The sequence below is a fragment of the Arcobacter sp. genome (assembly GCF_050300555.1).
Taxonomy (GTDB): Bacteria; Campylobacterota; Campylobacteria; order Campylobacterales; family Arcobacteraceae; genus Arcobacter.
This window is the reverse complement of record NZ_JBNKXY010000012.1, coordinates 36,282-55,005: the sequence shown is the minus strand read 5'-3', so window position 1 is coordinate 55,005 and position 18,724 is coordinate 36,282. Positions and strand designations below refer to the sequence as shown.

The following is an 18,724-nucleotide window of genomic DNA, read 5'->3' as shown; positions in this document are numbered from 1 at the left end:
AAATAAATTAACTTAATTTAAAAAACTCAATTTTATTACAAATCTTCACAAATCTTTATTTTTTCAAAAAATATGTATAAATTATGTATCCTTTGGTAATATATACTATAAAATTAATTGTTATCATTTAAGTTATATTTAGGTTGCTATTTTAATGCTATGGTGTCCAAATATAATCTAAAGACAAATAAAGCAGAAAGGGTTAATTCTATGGGTTTGATTGACAGTATTAAATCAAAGGCAAAAGAAGAGTTAAGAACAATAGTTCTTCCAGAGTCTGAAGATGAAAGAGTTTTAAAAGCTACAGAGCAAGTTTTAAAAGATAAAACTGCAAATGTTATCTTAATAGGTAATGAAGAGAAAGTAAAAGCTGATGCTAAGGCATGTGGTGCAAATATTGAAGGGGTTTCGATAATTGATCCAAAAACTTTTGATGGTATTGATAAATATGTTGATGAATTAGTTCAACTTAGAAAATCTAAAGGTTTAACAAAAGAAGAAGCAACTGAAATTATGACTACTGAGCCAAGATTTTTTGGTTGTATGATGGTTAGACTTGGTGATGCAGATGGATTAGTAGCAGGTTCTAATTCACCAACTGCTGATGTTTTAAGAGCAGCTATTCAAGTTATTAAAACAGCACCGGGTATTAACACAGTTTCTTCAACATTTATTATGGAAACGGCTGATGGAAGATTTGGAGATAATGGATTAATATTATTTGCTGATTGTGCAGTTAATCCAGAACCAAATGCAGAACAACTAGCTGATATAGCAGCTGCAACTGCTGCAACTGCAAAAAGTGTAGTTGGATTAGAACCAAGAGTTGCAATGTTATCTTTTTCTACAAAGGGAAGTGCTAAACATCCTTTAGTTGATAAAGTTCAAAATGCTTGTAATATATTAAAAGATAGAAATGTTGATTTCTCTTTTGATGGTGAAATGCAAGCAGATGCTGCAATAGTTGAGGCAATTGGAGCATCAAAAGCACCAGGTTCAAAAGTAGCTGGAGTTGCTAATGTTTTAGTATTCCCTGATTTACAAGCTGGAAATATTGGATATAAATTAGTTCAAAGATTTGCAAATGCTGCTGCACATGGACCAATAGTACAAGGTTTAAATCAACCAGTTAATGACCTCTCACGTGGTTGTTCTGTAGAAGATATTTCAAATTTGGTAGCTATTACAGCAACTCAAGTAGTAAAATAATTAAACAAACAAAGGAGTTTTATTTATGTTAGTATTCATTTTAAATGCAGGAAGTTCGTCGTTAAAGTATCAGTTAATGAACCCAATTATCAAAAAAGTTTTCGCATCAGGTATTTGCGAAAGAATAGGTATTGATGGTGTTTTAAAACATGAATTTGGTGAAGATAGAGAGTTAAAATTAGAAATTTCTATGCCAACACACAGAGAAGCAATAGAAGCTGTATTATCGACTTTAACTTCAGGGGAAGGTAAAGTTATCGATTCTATTAATGATATTGATGCTATAGGACACAGAGCTGTTCATGGTGGAGAAGAATTTTCTGGTTCAGTTTTAGTAACTGATAGAGTAATTGAAACAATGAAAAAACTTATTCCTCTTGCTCCTTTACATAATCCAGCAAATATTTTGGGAATGGAAATTTGTCAAGAATTAATGTCTGGTAAACCAAATGTTGCAGTATTTGATACAGCATTCCACCAAACTATGCCTGATTATGCTTATATGTATGCTTTACCATATGACCAATATACTAAACATGGTATTAGAAAATATGGTTTCCATGGAACAAGCCATTATTATGTATCAAATGAAGCTAGACAAATGTTAGATAAAAAACATAACACTAGAATCATCGTATGTCACTTAGGAAATGGTTCTTCTGTATCTGCTGTTTTAGATGGTAAATGTATTGATACATCAATGGGTCTTACTCCTGTTCAAGGTCTTATGATGGGAACAAGAGCTGGTGATGTTGGTGCAGGTGCACTTCAATACATGATGAGCCAAGAAGGTATGACTATTGATGAAGCTTTAGATGTTATGAATAAAAAATCAGGTATCTTAGGAATCTCTGGAAAATCATCTGACCTTAGAGAAGTACTTGATGGTATGACAAGTGGTGATGAAAGATGTAGATTAGCAGTTGATATGGTTGCTTATAACATCAAAAAATATGTTGGTGCATATGTTGCAGCACTTGATGGTGTAGATGCGTTATGTTTCACAGGTGGTATTGGTGAAAATGCAGCACTAATTAGAGAAAAAGTTTGTGCAGGACTTGACTCTATGGGATTAGTATTAGACCCAGTTAAAAATAACAAAAGAGCAAAAGTTGCAAGAGATATCGCAACTAACGGTTCAGCTTCAAGAATCTTTGTAATTCCTACAAATGAAGAGTATGTAATTGCAAATGATACATTTAAAGTAGTTACTGAATCTAAATAATTATTTAGAACTAAACTAAAAAGGGTAAGAATATAATTCTTACCCTTTTTTTATGCCTTAGAACTTTATATTAAAAACAAATTTAGAATTTAAATTTGTTTTTTAGTAAGCTTTTAAACCGTCATAAAACTTTAATGAAAAGTTTGTAACTGCTTCATTAATAATTTTATCAATAAACATATCAAATTTATCTTCTTTTTTCCAAATAGGATTTTTTACTTTAGCTATTTTATATAACATATCTTTTGCTAAAGTAATAGTTCCAACCTCATCAACTAATCCTACTTTTTTTGCTTGTCTTGAAGTAAAAATATGAGCATTTGCAAAGGTTTCATGATCTTCTATTTTTAATTTTCTAGCATCTGCAACATCACTAATAAACATTGCATATGTATCAGAAATAACTGATGCTAACTCCTCTTTTTCATACTCATTCCATTCTCTAGAAAAAGTTCCTGATTCTTTATATTTTCCAGCTTTTATTGTCTGCGTTGAAACACCTATTTTTTTCATAAGCTCTTCTACATTTGCCCCTTGAAATATAACTCCAATAGAGCCTACCATACTTCCAGGATTTGCAACAATTTTATTTGCCCAAATAGAAGCATAATAACTTCCACTAGCCATAACACCACTTGCATAAGCAACCACAGGTTTAATCTCTCTTAACTCTTTTATTGCATAAGCTAGTTCAACAGAAGGTGCAACTGAACCACCTGGAGAATTTACTACAAAAAGAACACCTTTTATATTAGAGTTTGTTTTGGCTTGATATATTTCATCTAATACTTTGTCAACTTTTAAGATAGGTCCAGATAACTCAATTTTTTGTAAATTTGAACTCTCTTCTATAGAGGCTAAAGCTGAATCACTATTTGAAGATACTACAAAATAAATAATAGTTAAAAAAACTACTGTCTTAAAATATTTGGTAATAAAATCTAAAATAGCAATTATTGGTGAAAAAATAATTCTAAAAAAATTAAGCATGTTGTTCTCCATTAATATAGACTTTTGATACATCTTTTGTATGTAAAATTACTTGTGTACAAAGTTCTTTTTCATCTTTTACTTCATCAGGAAGTTTACATACAATTATGTCAGCATCATAATCTTTTTTTATTCTACCCTTATTCAATCCTAAAGCTTTTGCACCATTTATTGTTGCAGCTTTTAATAAATCAAATGAGAGCTCATTTATATTTAAATTTGTATGTATCATAAGAGCATTTCTAAGCTCATCAAACATTTGTAGAGAGTTATTAGAACTTAATCCATCAGTTCCTATAGAGTAGTTTATATCTTTTAATTTTTCTATTTCAAGTCTTTTATTATTTAGAACTCTATTTGATGTTGGACAGTGGTTAATTACAGCTCCTAATTCTTTTATCTTTTGTAAGTCATTATCACTAGCTTCTACACAATGAGTAAAAGATAAATGTGTTATTCCCTTAAATTGTTGTAAAAACTCCATAGGTTTTGTTACACTTTTTTCTTGTCCTAAAAAGTTTTTAAAAAAGTCTAAAAAACTTCCTTCATCCTTATGCAACCAATCAAACTCTTCAATAGATTCTAAAAAATGAGCACTTACACTTAAGTTCTCTTCTTTTGCAATGTTAAGGGTTTCTCTTACTAAAAAAGGATGAACTGAATAAGGTGAATGTATAGCAATTGCTGGAATAAAACTCTTTGAAGCATATTTTTTCACATTTTGTAATCTTGCTTTAAAATCAGTAAATAAAGTATCTACCATATCTGCCCTACTTCCAATTACTTCACAAAATAAAACAGTATTTATTGGAGTTTTTTTACAAGCTTCAATTTCAAAACCATATGAACTTATAGCTCCAATTGTAGTAGTTCCACCTTTTAGCATCTCATCAAGTTTTTTATCTATTAGTTTAGTATTACTCTTTTCTATAAGAGTTTCTCTATTTGCTATAACAGAGTTTAACCATGACATAAAATTACCATATGATAAAGTTGTACTATTTGAAGAAAATTCTAAATGTATATGTGAGTTTATAAGACCTGGCATTAAAACAGAATTTTCACCTAAATCTTCAATTTCTAGGTTCTTATATTTTTCTTTTAGGGAATCTATTGTTCCAAAATCTTTTATTTTTTCATCAAATAAAATAGCACCATCTTTTATGATAGTACTATTTTCATCAATACAGATAAGCCAAGAGGCTTTTAGTAGTTTCATTTTATGCTTGAACTGCTTGTTGTTTTCTAGCTTCTTCCATAGCTTTTACTTCAGCAATAATTTGCCCCAATGAAATAAGTGCTAAGTGATAACCAAAAGGTCCAAAACCAGCGATTACACCGGTACTACTTGCAGCAGTAATTGACTTTTGTCTAAACTCTTCTCTTTTGTAAATATTTGAAATATGAACTTCAACTGTTGGTAAATTAACAGCTGATAGTGCATCTCTAATTGCAATTGAAGTATGTGTGTATGCTGCAGGATTTATAATAATACCATCAACTTCACCTAAACACTCTTGGATTTTATCAACAAGTTCACCTTCTAAATTTGATTGAAAAAATTCTAATTCTATTCCATTTTGTGAAGCTTGTTCTTTCAGTCCTTGATGAATTTGATCTAAAGTCATAGGTCCATAAATATGTTGTTCTCTAACACCTAACATATTTATATTTGGTCCTTGAATTACCGCTATTTTCATATTATTTTTCCTTGTGTAAAATTTAGCTATGATTATAATCAAATTATAGTTAAGGCTAAATAAGTGAGTAATTATATACTAACAAATGAAAATGCTATTTATTATGAGTGTAACTACTCTTGTGACAATGTGATTTTTATAAAACTAGGAAATGAATCTTTTTTCATCACAGATGCAAGATATACAATTGAAGTAAAAGAAAAAGTAAAAAATACAGAAGTTATAGAAAGTGGTGATTTAATAAAAACTGCTAAAGAGATATTAAAAAAAGAGAAAATAAAAGAGATAATCTTTGATGGTAATGATTTTACATACAACAAATTTAATACCTTAACAGAAGATTTAAATATAAACTTTACAAATCAAGTAAACTTTTCACACCTTAAAAGAGTTATTAAATCTGATGAAGAGATAGCGATTTTAAAAAAAGCTGCCAATATAGGAAGAGATGGTTTTGAAAGATTTGCAAAATATATTAATAAAAAAGGTCTAAATAAAAAGGAAACCTTATTACATTTTAAAGCAATTGAAGCATATAAAAATATGGGAAAATATGATTTAAGTTTTGACCCAATTATTGCAATAAATGAAAATGCAGCAAAACCCCATGCTCTCCCAACAAATAAAAAATTACAAAAAAATGATTTACTTTTAGTAGATGCAGGAGTTAAATATAAAAGATATTGTTCTGATAGAACTTGTACTGCATCTTTTGGAGAAGAATTAAACTTTTCAAGAAAACAAAAATTCAAATCAAAAAAACACCAAAAAATATACGACTTGGTCTATAAAGCTCAACTAAATGCCATAGAAAATGCAAAAGTAGGAATGAAAGCAAAAGATATAGATAATCTTACAAGAAGTGTTATTGAAGAAGCTGGATATGGAAAATATTTTGTACATAGTACTGGTCATGGTGTAGGACTAGATATTCATGAACATCCATATATTAACTCTAAATCTGAAGTTATAATTGAAGATAATATGGTTTTTACAATCGAACCTGGAATTTATCTTCCAAATGAATTTGGAGTTAGAATTGAAGATACTGTTGTAATGAAAAATGGTAAAGTTGAAATTTTATAGTACATACATGACTATTTTAGTAAAGATTATTTAAGGAAATTATGAAAAAAATTCTAAATGAAAATTTAACACTTTTTTATACTCATAATTATCCTAAATTTATAAAAAACAAGTCCCCTAAAAAATACAATATAACTTTAGGTATTGGTGGAAATATAGGAAATACAAAACAATTATTTGATAAATTATTCTTATGTTTATTAAAAGATTCTAGATTTGATTTACTTATGACTTCACCTTTACTTTTAAATCCCCCATTTGGATATTTAAAACAAAACTTTTTTTTAAATGGTATAATACAACTAAAATCAAATCTTTCTCCTAATGATTTATTAAAAGTCATGCAAAGATATGAAAAAAAATTTGGAAGAAAGCGGTCCTTTCAAGACGCGCCTAGAACCTTGGATATAGATATAATATTTTTTGATAATAAAAAAATAAATACAGAAAAACTTATTATTCCTCATAAAGACTGGGCAAATAGAGAATCAGTGATTATTCCTTTAAACTATATGAATAAATTAAAAAAATAATGAACTTAGATAAGAGGTTAATCCCTCTTTTTCAATTATTTTTACAAAGGTAAATAATGATGGAAAAAAATGGAATCCTGCCTGCAGGTAAAAAAGTAGTTGTAGGTATGTCTGGCGGTGTTGATTCTTCTGTTACAGCACTACTACTAAAACAACAAGGCTATGATGTAGTGGGCTTATTCATGCGTAATTGGGAATATGGAATAAAAGGTAGCCAATGTCCCAATCGTATTGAATTTGAAGATGCAAAAAAAGTAGGTGAATTAATAGGAATTGAGGTAAAAGGAAAAGACTTTGTAGAAGAGTATAGAACTAAAGTCTTTGATGTATTTTTAGATGGTTTAAAAAAAGGTCTTACTCCAAATCCTGATATTCTTTGTAATCGTGAAATTAAATTTAATGTATTTTTAAATGAAGCAAAAAAAATGGGTGCAGATTTTATTGCTACTGGGCATTATGCCAAAATAGCTAAATATAAAGACCACTTTGTTTTAGACACTCCAAAAGATAATACAAAAGACCAAAGTTATTTTTTACATGCACTATCAAGTGAACAACTAAGCCATGCTATGTTTCCTCTTGCTGATTTAACTAAAAAAGAAGTAAGAGAAATAGCCAAAGCACATAATCTACCTGTTAGTGATAAAAAAGATAGTACTGGAATATGTTTTATCGGTGAACAAAAATTTGATGAATTTATTACACAACATTTAAAAGCAATTCCAGGTGATATTATAGATGAGAATGGAAAAGTATTAGGAAAACACAAAGGTCTTATTTGTTATACACTAGGGCAAAGAAAAGGTATTGGTCTTGGAGGAATTAAAGAGACTGAATCAGATGGTCACATTCATAAACCATGGTATGTAGCTAAAAAAGATATAGAAAATAATACTTTAACTATTGTACAAGATACCAACCACCCCTTACTTATGAACCAAAATGTAGAAGCTACTCATATGCACTGGGTACTTGAAGAGGTACCTAAAGTTGGTGATAAACTAATGGCACAAGTTCGTTATCGTCAACAAAAACAAGCTTGTACAGTAACAGAAGCTGATGAAAATAGAGTCTTAGTTAAATTTGACAAACCTCAAAGAGCTGTTACTTTAGGACAAAGTCTTGTATTGTATGATGGAGATTATTGTCTTGGTGGGGGATTTATAAGTAATTACAACTAATTGTAAGGAACTTTTAAAGGAGTAAAATGAAAAAAGTTATGGTAGGTATGAGTGGAGGAATTGACTCATCTGTTACAGCTTACATGCTACAAAAAGAGGGTTATGAAGTTGAAGGATGTTATTTAAAACTTCATAATAGAACAGATGGTTATCACGAAAAAAACTTAGAGTATATCAAAGATGTTGCTGAGTTTTTAGGTATCAAATATCATATTTTAGATTTAGCAGATAAATTTACAGCTGAAGTGTATGATTATTTTGTAAACTCATACTTAGAAGGAACTACTCCAAATCCATGTGTTAAATGTAACAAACAAATCAAATTTGGCGCTATGTTAGATTTTGCAAAAGAACATGGAGCTTCTTATTTAGCAACAGGACATTATGCAAAAACTGATGGTAAGTTTTTTTATGAAGCCGATGATAAAACAAAAGACCAAAGTTATTTTTTATCTCAAGTGGATAAAAAAGCCTTACCTTATATGATGTTTCCACTAAGTACCTATAAAAAAGAAGATATTATAAAATTTGGTGCTGAACTAAATTCTGCATACAAAAGAATCACAGAAAAAAATGAATCCCAAGAAATCTGTTTTGTGGAGACTGTTTATACAGATGTTGTAAAAAGACATGCAAACATAGATATACCAGGAAAAGTCTTAGATGAAAATGGAAATGTCGTAGGAGAACATAAAGGTTATGCACACTATACAATAGGTAAAAGAAGAGGTTTTTCTGTCCATGGTGCCCATGAGCCTCACTTTGTAACCAAACTGAATCCAAAAGATAATACAATAGTTGTTGGTAAGAAAGAGGCCTTAGAAGTTAACAATGTAATTGCAGAAAATCTTAACATGTTTATTGATGAAAAAGAGTTTTCAGGTAGTGTAAAACTAAGATATAGATCAACTTCAACACCATGCAAGGTAAAAATTGAAAATGACAAAGCAATTATTTCTTTAGAAGAACCAGCTCTTGGTGTTGCAATAGGTCAGTTAGCAGTGTTTTATGATGGACAAAAAGTAATCGGTAGTGCATGGATTAAAGAAACAAATTAATCCTCACTAAGTTTACTTTAGAAAAATTTAGATATAATCCCAAAATTATTAAAACACTTACCTAAGGAAAATCATGAGAGGATACAGACTATTTAGTGGCTCAGCTAATCCAGAGTTTGCCAAGAAAGTTGCAAAGTACTTAAATATTGAAATAAGTCCAGCAAAATTAACAAGATTTAGTGACGGAGAGATTTCTGTTAAAATTACAGAAAGCGTTAGAGGTATGGATGTATTTATTATACAACCAACATGTGCTCCAACAAATGATAACTTAATGGAACTATTAATTATGGTAGATGCTTTGAAAAGATCAAGTGCTAAATCTATTTCTGCTGTTATTCCATATTATGGATATGCTAGACAAGATAGAAAAGCGGCTCCAAGAGTTCCAATTACAGCTAAATTAGTCGCTGATTTATTAGAAGCTGCTGGTATTTCAAGAGTTATTACAATAGACTTACATGCAGCTCAAATTCAAGGATTTTTTAATATTCCAGCTGATAACCTTTTCGGTTCAATTATGTTTATTGATTATATCAAATCAAAAAAATTGGCTAATCCAATCATTGCAAGTCCAGATATAGGTGGTGTTGCAAGAGCTAGATCTTATGCTGAAAAATTAGGCTATGATTTAGTAATTGTTGATAAAAGAAGAGAAAAAGCTAACGAATCTGAAGTTATGAATATCATTGGTGATGTAAGTGGTAAAAATGTAATTTTAGTGGATGACATGGTTGATACTGCTGGTACTTTAGTAAAAGCTGCTGAAGTATTAAAAAGTAAAGGTGCAACATCAGTTATGGCATGCTGTACACATGGTGTTTTAAGTGGACCTGCATATGAAAGACTTGATGCAGGAGAAGCATTAGATGAATTAGTTATCTCTGATACAATTCCTTTAAAACAAGAACATGATAAAATAACAGTATTAACAGCTTCTAATATTATCGGTGAAACAATTAGAAGAATCCACAATAATGAGTCAGTAAACAGTATCTTTGTAAAATAAGGAAATAACATGATAGAAAAAAATGGAATCCTGCTTGCAGGTAAAAAGTTATTAATGACAAGTTTAATATGTTCGTCTGTTTTATTTGCTGCAAATAGTGAATATCAATATGAAGTTACACCTATGATTGCTGGAACAATAACAGAAGGTAATTTAGATTTAGATAGAAACTATGCAAATGCTGGTATTTCTCTAGGGTTTAATTTAGATGATTCAATGTTTGACCAAGTTGAATTAGGATTTTTAAGAACACTTGGTGATGTAGATTATAAAAATAGTAATGAAAATACATCAATCACAAGAGTATTTTCTAACTTAGTAAAAGAGTATAAATTAAATGAAAAATCTTCTCTTTACGCATTAGTTGGTGCTGGAGTTGAAATTTATGGAAATGAGCAATTTAGCAATGAAACTGGACCATTTGCTAACTATGGGTTTGGATATAAATATAAATTTGATAATGATATGGCAATCAAAACTGATATTAGACATTTAATTTCATTTGATCAAGGAAATAACAATGTTATTTATACAGTTGGTTTAGCTATTCCATTTGGTAAAAAAGCAGCTCCTGCTGCTCCCGTGATGAAAGAAGAACCTAAAGCAGTTGAAACACCTAAAAAAGTTGAAGAACCAAAAGTTTTAGACTCTGATAATGATGGGGTAATTGATTCTTTAGATAAAGAACCAAATACTATGAGTGGAGCAAAAGTTGATGCAGAGGGTGCTATGGTTATGGTTGACCTAGAAATTAATTTCCCTATTAACTCATCAATTATTAACAAACAATATAATAACAGAATTAAAGAGTTTGCAGAGTTCTTAAATAATAATCCTAAATTAAAAGCCACTATCGAAGGTCATACTGACTATACAGGTAGTGAAAAATATAATCAATGGTTATCTGAAAGAAGAGCTAGTTCTACTGTAAAAGCGCTAACAAAATACAATGTTGATGCTTCTAGATTAAAAGCAGTTGGTTTTGGTGAAACTAAACCAATCGCCACAAATAAAACTAAAGAAGGAAGAGCTGCTAATAGAAGAATTAACGCAGTTATTTCAAAATAATCACACACGATTTTAGGCTAAAGCCTAAAATCAACACTTTTTACTCTCTTAACATTATCATTACAATTTTTTAGATATAATCGCGGACATTAATATAAACATAGGATTTATTTTGCAAGAAAACATAAGAAACTTTTCAATTATTGCTCATATTGACCATGGGAAATCAACCCTTGCTGATAGAATTATACAAGAGTGTGGTTCAGTGGCAGATAGAGATATGTCTGCTCAAATGATGGATACAATGGATATAGAAAAAGAACGTGGTATTACTATCAAAGCTCAAAGCGTTAGATTGGATTATGTAAAAGATGGACAAAAATATGTTCTAAACCTAATCGACACTCCAGGACACGTTGATTTTTCTTATGAAGTAAGCCGTTCTTTAGCATCATCAGAAGGAGCACTTTTAATCGTAGATTCAACTCAAGGTGTTGAAGCACAAACTATTGCTAATGTTTATATTGCAATGGACAATGACCTAGAACTACTTCCTGTAGTAAATAAAATTGACCTACCAAGTGCTGATCCCGATAGAGTTTTAGAAGAAGTAGAAGAAGCTATAGGACTTGATTGTACTTATCATAACTTAATTAGTGCAAAAACAGGTTATGGAGTTAAGGATTTGATTGATGCTATCGTTGATAGAGTTCCTTGCCCAAAAGGTGATGAAAATGCTCCAACAAAAGCTCTTATTTATGACTCTTGGTTTGATAACTATCTTGGTGCTTTGGCTCTTGTAAGAGTATATGATGGAAGCATCAAAAAAGGCCAAGTATTAAGAATGATGAATACTAAAGTTGAACATCCTGTTCTAAACTTAATGTATCCCCATCCATTAAAAAGACAAAACACAACAGAAATCAAAACAGGTGAAATTGGTATCGTTGTACTTGGACTTAAAACTTTAGATGGTATTGCGGTTGGTGATACAATGACAGATGCCAAAAATCCAACTAATGAAATTATTGATGGATTTGAACCTGCAAAACCATTTGTATTTGCAGGTATTTATCCAATAGAAACTGATAAATTTGAAGACCTTAGAGAAGCATTAATAAAACTTCAACTCAATGATTCTTCTATATCTTTTGAACCAGAAAGTTCTGCAGCACTTGGAAGTGGATTTAGAACAGGATTTTTAGGTATGCTTCACATGGAAGTTATCAAAGAAAGATTGGAGCGAGAATTTAATCTTGATTTAATAGCAACTGCACCAACTGTTGTTTATGAAATAGAAAAAACAAATGGTGAGATGTTAGTTATACAAAATCCTTCTGAACTTCCAGAGCCAAGTCAAATAAAAACTATTTTTGAACCATATGTAAAAGCTACAATTTTAGTACCAGATGAGTTTTTAGGAAATGTAATAAAACTTCTTAATGACAAAAGAGGAGTTCAAAACAAGATGGACTACTTAGGTGCTAGAGTTTTACTTGATTATGATTTACCAATGAATGAAATTGTTATGGATTTTTATGATAAATTAAAATCTACAACAAAAGGTTATGCTTCATTTGATTATGAGCCAATAGGTTTTAGACCTGGAAATCTTAAAAAACTTGATGTAAGAGTTGCTGGAGATATTGTTGATGCCTTATCAATTATTATTCCAGAAGATAAGGCTGTTTCAAAAGGAAGAGAGTTTATCAAAGCTTTAAAAGAATTAATTCCTAGACAACTTTTTGAAGTAGCTATTCAAGCATCTGTAGGTGCTACAATTATTGCTAGAGAGACAGTAAAATCAACAGGTAAAAATGTAACTGCAAAATGTTATGGTGGGGATATTACAAGAAAAAGAAAACTTCTAGAGAAACAAAAAGCAGGTAAGAAAAGAATGAAAGCCATAGGAAAGGTAAATGTGCCACAAGAGGCATTTATGGCAGTTCTTAAAATCTAATCACTAATTTTACTTTAAAATAAAGAAGTTATTGAAGAACTTAGTAAACTAAGTAAAACAGTAACTTCTTCAATTTTTCTTTTTCAAATCTCTAACTTTAAAATTATTTTTTGCATCTTATGCTATAATACACCTATATTAAGGAGAATTATGAAATTATTATTTTTATTATTTTATAGTATTTTTTTTATTTCTTGTACTTCAAATGAAACTACTGTTGAAGATTGTGTTAAAGAAGATAAAAAATACAAAATTGAAAGTGTATTGAATTATAGAAAAGGGGAAATGGTTAAAAAGATAATTTGTGTAGATAAAAAATAATCAAAGTTTTAAAGAATATGTATTACTATTTGAAATGAGATGCTTACTTTGTGAAAACTTATCTTTTCAAATTATTTGTAAAACTTGTCAAGCTACCTTACTCGTTCCCTCTTTCCATAAAAGAGAGATAGAAGACGGCTTTTATAACTACTCTTTTTATACTCTTTCAGAACTTGAAGATTTAATCTCATCCAAATACTATTTTTTTGGAGATAAGGTTTTTAATATACTTGCAAAATTATCTTTTGAAAAGTTTGCTTCTAATTTTGAGTTTGATAAAAGAGTAATAGTAATTCCTATTGATGACCATACCAGACATGAGTTTTCACATAGTGCCATTTTAGCTCATGCTTTAAAATCAAAATTTATACAACCTTCTTATAATACTCTAAGAGCTTCAAATATTGTCAAATATGCCGGTCGTGATAAAGAATTTCGAGAAAAAAATCCAAGACGATTTAAACTTACAAATTTTTATGATAAAACAACAATTTTATGCGATGATATAATTACAACAGGTGCTACAATAACAGAAGCAAAAAAGGCTTTGGAAAAGAAAAATAATAAAGTACTCTTTTCTTTAACCCTAGCTGATGCTAAACTTTAGTATAATCACCTTTTAATAAAGGCTAAAAATTGATTGGAATTATAGATTATAATATGGGAAATTTAGCAAGCGTTTACAATGCTTGTCATTTGTTAGATGCAAAAGCATCAATTGTAAAAGACCCAAATGAACTTAAAAACTATGACAGAATTATTTTACCTGGGGTTGGTGCCTTTGCTGATGCGATGAGCCACTTAAACGAAACAGGTATGAAAGAAGCAATATGTGAGTTTGCAAAAACTGGTAAACCTATGATTGGTATATGTTTAGGTATGCAACTTCTTTTTGAAAGCTCACAAGAATTTGGTCATAATGATGGTTTAGGTCTTATAAATGGTGAAGTTGTAAAATTTGATAAAACAAAAATGAATGAAGATTTTAAAATTCCTCATATGGGTTGGAATACAATTATAAATAAAAACAACCCTTTATTTGATGGATTAAAAGACCCATATCTTTATTTTGTTCACTCTTTCCACGCGGTAACTAGTGAAGAAAATGTTATTGGTAAAACAGTATATGGATATGAGTTTGTAAGTGCTGTTAATAAAGATAATATTTATGGTTTACAGCCTCATCCAGAAAAATCACATGATAATGGTATTCAAATTTTAAAGAACTTTACAAAACTATAAAAAGGATACGCCATGCAAACTATAGCAATAACTGGAGCTAGTGGTTTTGTAGGTAATAGTTTAATTAAATTTTTCACAAACTTAAATTATAAAGTTATACCTATAAAAAGAGAAACTTTATCTGATAAAGCTAAATTAGAAGAGTTACTTAACTCTTCTGATATATTGATAAATCTTTCAGGTGCAAATATTATAAATAGATGGAGTGAAAGTTATAAAAAACTTCTTTACTCTAGTAGAATCGATACAACTCAAAAATTAATATCTACCATGAAAAATATAGAAAATCCTCCAAAAATGTTTATCTCAACTTCTGCAGTTGGTATATATGACAACAAATCAACATATGATGAAAAAGGTACTTTTTCAAATGATTTTTTATCAACACTATGCCAAAATTGGGAGAAAGAAGCACTAAAAGCTAAAAGTGAAAAAACAAAAGTATCAATCTTTAGATTTGGAATTGTTTTGGGACAAGATGGTGGAGCTTTACAAAAAATGATAACTCCATTTAAACTAGGACTTGGAGGAGTTATTGGAAGTGGAAAACAAGCTTTTTCTTTTATTCATATTGAAGATTTACTTGAAGCTTATAAGTTTGTGATTGAAAACTCTTATGAAGATACTTTTAATCTAACAGCTCCAATACCTACTACAAATAAAGGTTTAACTCTTGCTTTAGGAAAAACACTAAAAAGACCTACTATACTTCCACTACCAGAATTTGTTTTAAATCTAATTTTTAGTGAAGGTGCAAAAGTTCTAACAGATGGACAAAGTGTAGTTCCTAAAAAATTATTAGATTTAGGCTTTAAATTTAAATATAAAACAATAGAAGAAACAATAGAAAATTTATGTAAATAAAGGATAGCATTTATGGATATATTACCAGCGATTGATTTAAAAGATGGAAAAGCAGTAAGACTAAGTAAGGGATTAATGGATAGTGCAAAAATCTATTCAGATGAACCTTGGCAAGTGGCAAAAAGATTTGAAGAACTTGGAAGTAAATGGGTTCATATTGTAGATTTAAATGGTGCATTTGCAGGAAAACCAGCTAACTTAGAACAAATCAAAAAAATAAGAGAAAACTGTAATCTTAAAATCGAACTTGGTGGTGGTATTCGAGATGAAGAGACTATCAAAATGTATATTGAACTAGGAGTTGATAGATTAATCTTAGGTTCAATTGCAGTAAAAGACCCAAAATTTGTAAAAGATATGGCAGCAAAATATCCAATTGCTGTAGGAATTGATGCTATGAATGGAATGGTAGCTGTTGAAGGGTGGGCAGAGGTTTCTACAATGGAAGCAACAACTTTAGCCAAAGAATTTGCAAATGCAGGTGTTCAAGCTATAATTTGTACAGATATAAGTAAAGATGGAATGCTTTGTGGTGTAAATGTAGAATTTACTGAATCTATTGCTCTTGCTAGTGGTATAGATACAATTGCAAGTGGTGGTGTAAAAGATATAAATGACATAATAAACTGTAAAGCAAATGGAAATATTGCAGGGGTTATTGTAGGAAAAGCCTTTTATGAAGGAACACTTGATTTAGAAGAAGGATTTAAGGCTTTATAAAATGCCTTTAATTCTTATATAATATTACTGATATTATTCAATTTTATTATTAGATAACGTAGTTACAATTATATCTAGTAAACAAATTTTCTGTAGTTCTACAAGAGTAAATAAAAAATAATAATTTTATTATCTTTACTTTATGGCTTTGATTATGAAAAAATAAGGCTTTAAAATCTTCTAATTTAAAAGCCTTATTTTTTATGCTTATTCAATATTGGCTCTAATTTTCCTTTTAGAACATCAGCATTAAAAGGTTTAACAATATAGTTATTAACTCCACTTTTTAGAGCTTCTATAACTTCGGATTTTCCACCTTCTGTAGTTATCATCAGAATAGGTGTTGTTGTATATTTTGGTAATTTTCTAACATTTTGAACAAATTGTAATCCATTCATTCTTGGCATATTCCAGTCTGTCAAAATAACATCATAACTATTGGTTTTCACTTTACCTAAAGCAGCAAAGCCATCTTCTGCCTCATGGATAAAATCTGAGGAAATCCCCAGCTGTGTTAAAACATTAACAATTATTCTTCTCATGGTTGAACTATCATCAACAACCAAAACTCTTAAATTCATTTATTTCCTTTAGCTAAAAACAAATTATATTAATAATATACTTAAAATAACTTCTTAATATTGACTTAATAATAAATAAATGCAAATATGTTAATAATTTTCATTAAATTTCTATAGTTATATAGAAATTAAAATATTATTATGATAAAATTATTTAAACTTTTTTTCAGGTTAAAACATGGATTCAAACAGAAAAATCACATTAATAATTTTTTCAATGGTTACACTTTTAACAATAGTTATTGTAGCCTTAGTTGCACTTGGTTCAAGACAAAGTGGTTATGATGGAGCTAAAAAAAGAGCTTATTTAACTGCCGATATTGTAAAAAAGTCACTTACAACTCATATGGTTAATGGTAACATGCACCAAAGAGAAACTTTTTTAAATAGTATTAGTCAGTTAGAAGAGATTAATGATTTATGGATAATAAGAGCTGCAAGTGTATCAAAACAATTTGGCAAATCTACAATTGGTAACGAAGTTCCAAGGGATGAAATAGACAAAGAAGTTTTAAGAACAGGAAAAGAAGTAGTACTTCCTAAAGAATCTATAAAAAGTGCAACACTTAGAATCACTATTCCATATACGGCATCATCTGTTGATAAACCAAACTGTTTAAGTTGCCATAATGCAAAAGAGGGAGAAGTACTAGGAGCCATTTCTTTAAAATTTGATATTCAAGATGATAGAATTTCAAGTATTTCTGTTTTATTAAATATTATTGCTATTATTACTATATTTTTAATTCTTATACTTATTTATATTAGTAAAAAAATCAAACCATATACCTCTTCATTTGACTCTATTACTGAAGTTTTAAAACAAGTGCATGAGGGAAATTATTCTATAAGAGCAAAAGATGGTGTACTAAAAGAAGATAAAGAAGCTTTCCAATGGCTAAATGAAATAATTGAGAAATTAGAAACGGTACTATCAGGTATAGAGAAAAACTTAACAGCTTTTGTTCATAACAGATCAGCAAGTGTACATAGTGACAAGTTATTAGTAGCAAAAGAGATAATAGAAGATATTTCAGAAATTTATAATTTCAAAAAAACTATTGAAACAGACTTAACAAAAGAAGATATATATTATAGATTGGTTCAAGTCTTAAAAAATAGACTCAATATTAAACATTTTTTAATATTTGAAAATGATTTAATTAGAGATGAAAGAATAACAATATTTAGTACAGAAAACACTAGCCCATGTTGTCACTTAGTAAAAACAATTAAAGAGCAATGCCGAACTGAAAGAACTAAAACTGTAGTTATATCGCAAAACTTTCCAGAAATATGTAGAGTAGCTACTTGTGATTGTTGTGAAGATTATGTATGTATTCCATTTTCAATAAATGAACAAAAAAGTATTACTATTCATATTCTATGTGAAAATGAAGAGGCTCTTAAATTCTCTAAAAATCAAATTGGTATTATCAAAAAATATTTAGAAGAGACAAAACCTATTTTAGAAAGTAGAATGTTAATGGATGTTTTAAGGGAAAGAAACCTAATTGATGGTCTAACTGGACTTTATAATAGAAAATATTTAGATGAATTTATAGAGAAAAAGATGCCTCAAGAGTTAGTTCATGGAACAACATATGCTGTAATGTTTTTAGATATAGATTACTTTAAAATGATTAATGATACCTATGGGCATGATGTAGGAGATTCTATATTACAAAAACTTTCAAAAACTATGAAAGCTGCAATTTCTGATAAAGAGTTTATCATAAGATTTGGAGGAGAAGAGTTTCTAATAATAATGAAAAATCCTACAGAAGAAAGTGCTAGTGAACTTGCAAATAAAATCAATCAAGAGTTTGGAAAATTAGTATTTACCTTTAATAATGAATCATTTAGTAAAACTGTAAGTATCGGTTACTCATTTTTACCAAAAGATACAGACCAAATCTGGAAATGTATCAAATATGCTGATTTATGTCTTTATGAAGCAAAAGAGACAGGAAGAAATAAAGTAATAAGATTTACAAAAGACCTTCTAAAAAACAAAGATAAAGACAATTACTAATA

At 29.4% G+C, this 18,724-nt stretch carries 19 protein-coding genes; 15 read left to right on the top strand and 4 right to left on the bottom strand.

Annotated elements, in window-relative coordinates; genetic code table 11:
• Positions 1–210 precede the first annotated feature (210 nt).
• Together pta and ACQY5W_RS09915 are read left to right on the top strand one after the other, a co-directional pair.
• Positions 211–1,209, top strand: coding sequence for a phosphate acetyltransferase (pta, locus tag ACQY5W_RS09920; protein ID WP_428024805.1), 999 nt, complete (start codon positions 211–213; stop codon positions 1,207–1,209).
• A 25-nt stretch (positions 1,210–1,234) separates the two neighbouring features.
• Entirely contained in the window at positions 1,235–2,434 is a 1,200-nt protein-coding gene (locus ACQY5W_RS09915) for an acetate/propionate family kinase (RefSeq protein ID WP_428024804.1), read from the top strand.
• Between the two features lie 102 nt (positions 2,435–2,536).
• Here ACQY5W_RS09915 and sppA read toward each other — a convergent pair whose 3' ends face one another.
• The 3 genes from sppA to aroQ are packed head-to-tail and all read right to left on the bottom strand — an operon-like array spanning position 2,537 to position 5,124.
• Entirely contained in the window at positions 2,537–3,424 is an 888-nt protein-coding gene (gene sppA / locus ACQY5W_RS09910) for a signal peptide peptidase SppA (protein ID WP_428024803.1), read from the bottom strand.
• Complete coding sequence (gene mqnF, locus ACQY5W_RS09905) at positions 3,417–4,643, bottom strand: aminofutalosine deaminase family hydrolase (RefSeq protein ID WP_428024802.1); 1,227 nt, start codon at positions 4,641–4,643, stop codon at positions 3,417–3,419. The genes sppA and mqnF overlap by 8 nt, the downstream gene beginning before the upstream one ends.
• Position 4,644: 1 nt before the next feature.
• Positions 4,645–5,124 (bottom strand): type II 3-dehydroquinate dehydratase, encoded by a 480-nt coding sequence (gene aroQ, locus ACQY5W_RS09900; protein ID WP_428024801.1) that lies wholly within the window; start codon positions 5,122–5,124, stop codon positions 4,645–4,647.
• 63 nt (positions 5,125–5,187) lie between these two features.
• On the opposite strand from aroQ, the gene ACQY5W_RS09895 reads away from it, so the two are divergent.
• From ACQY5W_RS09895 to hisA, 12 genes are all read left to right on the top strand, one after another.
• Positions 5,188–6,210 (top strand): M24 family metallopeptidase, encoded by a 1,023-nt coding sequence (locus tag ACQY5W_RS09895; protein ID WP_428024800.1) that lies wholly within the window; start codon positions 5,188–5,190, stop codon positions 6,208–6,210.
• Between the two features lie 41 nt (positions 6,211–6,251).
• Positions 6,252–6,743 (top strand): 2-amino-4-hydroxy-6-hydroxymethyldihydropteridine diphosphokinase, encoded by a 492-nt coding sequence (gene folK, locus ACQY5W_RS09890; protein WP_428024799.1) that lies wholly within the window; start codon positions 6,252–6,254, stop codon positions 6,741–6,743.
• A gap of 56 nt (positions 6,744–6,799) precedes the next feature.
• Positions 6,800–7,924, top strand: coding sequence for a tRNA 2-thiouridine(34) synthase MnmA (mnmA, locus tag ACQY5W_RS09885; RefSeq protein WP_428024798.1), 1,125 nt, complete (start codon positions 6,800–6,802; stop codon positions 7,922–7,924).
• A gap of 26 nt (positions 7,925–7,950) precedes the next feature.
• Complete coding sequence (mnmA, locus tag ACQY5W_RS09880; RefSeq protein WP_428024797.1) at positions 7,951–8,982, top strand: tRNA 2-thiouridine(34) synthase MnmA; 1,032 nt, start codon at positions 7,951–7,953, stop codon at positions 8,980–8,982.
• Positions 8,983–9,055: 73 nt separating this feature from the next.
• Complete coding sequence (locus tag ACQY5W_RS09875; RefSeq protein WP_428024796.1) at positions 9,056–9,991, top strand: ribose-phosphate pyrophosphokinase; 936 nt, start codon at positions 9,056–9,058, stop codon at positions 9,989–9,991.
• 9 nt (positions 9,992–10,000) lie between these two features.
• Complete coding sequence (locus ACQY5W_RS09870) at positions 10,001–11,059, top strand: OmpA family protein (RefSeq protein WP_428024795.1); 1,059 nt, start codon at positions 10,001–10,003, stop codon at positions 11,057–11,059.
• 112 nt (positions 11,060–11,171) lie between these two features.
• Positions 11,172–12,959: a translation elongation factor 4 gene (gene lepA / locus ACQY5W_RS09865; protein WP_428024794.1), complete on the top strand. Its 1,788-nt coding sequence runs from the start codon at positions 11,172–11,174 to the stop codon at positions 12,957–12,959.
• A gap of 150 nt (positions 12,960–13,109) precedes the next feature.
• Positions 13,110–13,280, top strand: coding sequence for a hypothetical protein (locus tag ACQY5W_RS09860; protein ID WP_428024793.1), 171 nt, complete (start codon positions 13,110–13,112; stop codon positions 13,278–13,280).
• 34 nt (positions 13,281–13,314) lie between these two features.
• Positions 13,315–13,887 (top strand): ComF family protein, encoded by a 573-nt coding sequence (locus ACQY5W_RS09855; protein ID WP_428024792.1) that lies wholly within the window; start codon positions 13,315–13,317, stop codon positions 13,885–13,887.
• A gap of 29 nt (positions 13,888–13,916) precedes the next feature.
• Positions 13,917–14,522, top strand: coding sequence for an imidazole glycerol phosphate synthase subunit HisH (gene hisH / locus ACQY5W_RS09850; protein WP_428024791.1), 606 nt, complete (start codon positions 13,917–13,919; stop codon positions 14,520–14,522).
• A 12-nt stretch (positions 14,523–14,534) separates the two neighbouring features.
• Positions 14,535–15,386 (top strand): TIGR01777 family oxidoreductase, encoded by an 852-nt coding sequence (locus tag ACQY5W_RS09845; RefSeq protein WP_428024790.1) that lies wholly within the window; start codon positions 14,535–14,537, stop codon positions 15,384–15,386.
• Between the two features lie 12 nt (positions 15,387–15,398).
• A complete protein-coding gene (gene hisA, locus ACQY5W_RS09840) occupies positions 15,399–16,106 on the top strand; it encodes a 1-(5-phosphoribosyl)-5-[(5-phosphoribosylamino)methylideneamino]imidazole-4-carboxamide isomerase (RefSeq protein ID WP_428024789.1) in 708 nt (235 codons plus the stop codon).
• A 194-nt stretch (positions 16,107–16,300) separates the two neighbouring features.
• Here hisA and ACQY5W_RS09835 read toward each other — a convergent pair whose 3' ends face one another.
• The gene (locus ACQY5W_RS09835) at positions 16,301–16,687 is read right to left on the bottom strand and encodes a response regulator (RefSeq protein ID WP_428024788.1); all 387 of its coding nucleotides are present in this window, start codon (positions 16,685–16,687) and stop codon (positions 16,301–16,303) included.
• Between the two features lie 178 nt (positions 16,688–16,865).
• Here ACQY5W_RS09835 and ACQY5W_RS09830 point away from each other — a divergent pair, with 178 nt between their 5' ends.
• Entirely contained in the window at positions 16,866–18,722 is a 1,857-nt protein-coding gene (locus ACQY5W_RS09830; protein ID WP_428024787.1) for a GGDEF domain-containing protein, read from the top strand.
• Positions 18,723–18,724 lie beyond the last annotated feature (2 nt).

Bases quoted from the DNA above. Each gene is read 5' to 3' on its own strand.
- ACQY5W_RS09870 (WP_428024795.1), top strand. From the start codon at position 10,001: ATGATAGAAAAAAATGGAATCCTGCTTGCAGGTAAAAAGTTATTAATG.
- mqnF (WP_428024802.1), bottom strand. From the start codon at position 4,643: ATGAAACTACTAAAAGCCTCTTGGCTTATCTGTATTGATGAAAATAGT.
- pta (WP_428024805.1), top strand. From the start codon at position 211: ATGGGTTTGATTGACAGTATTAAATCAAAGGCAAAAGAAGAGTTAAGA.
- ACQY5W_RS09875 (WP_428024796.1), top strand. From the start codon at position 9,056: ATGAGAGGATACAGACTATTTAGTGGCTCAGCTAATCCAGAGTTTGCC.
- ACQY5W_RS09835 (WP_428024788.1), bottom strand. From the start codon at position 16,687: ATGAATTTAAGAGTTTTGGTTGTTGATGATAGTTCAACCATGAGAAGA.
- ACQY5W_RS09860 (WP_428024793.1), top strand. From the start codon at position 13,110: ATGAAATTATTATTTTTATTATTTTATAGTATTTTTTTTATTTCTTGT.
- mnmA (WP_428024798.1), top strand. From the start codon at position 6,800: ATGATGGAAAAAAATGGAATCCTGCCTGCAGGTAAAAAAGTAGTTGTA.
- sppA (WP_428024803.1), bottom strand. From the start codon at position 3,424: ATGCTTAATTTTTTTAGAATTATTTTTTCACCAATAATTGCTATTTTA.
- folK (WP_428024799.1), top strand. From the start codon at position 6,252: ATGAAAAAAATTCTAAATGAAAATTTAACACTTTTTTATACTCATAAT.
- ACQY5W_RS09855 (WP_428024792.1), top strand. From the start codon at position 13,315: ATGAGATGCTTACTTTGTGAAAACTTATCTTTTCAAATTATTTGTAAA.
- aroQ (WP_428024801.1), bottom strand. From the start codon at position 5,124: ATGAAAATAGCGGTAATTCAAGGACCAAATATAAATATGTTAGGTGTT.
- ACQY5W_RS09830 (WP_428024787.1), top strand. From the start codon at position 16,866: ATGGATTCAAACAGAAAAATCACATTAATAATTTTTTCAATGGTTACA.
- ACQY5W_RS09845 (WP_428024790.1), top strand. From the start codon at position 14,535: ATGCAAACTATAGCAATAACTGGAGCTAGTGGTTTTGTAGGTAATAGT.
- hisA (WP_428024789.1), top strand. From the start codon at position 15,399: ATGGATATATTACCAGCGATTGATTTAAAAGATGGAAAAGCAGTAAGA.
- ACQY5W_RS09915 (WP_428024804.1), top strand. From the start codon at position 1,235: ATGTTAGTATTCATTTTAAATGCAGGAAGTTCGTCGTTAAAGTATCAG.
- mnmA (WP_428024797.1), top strand. From the start codon at position 7,951: ATGAAAAAAGTTATGGTAGGTATGAGTGGAGGAATTGACTCATCTGTT.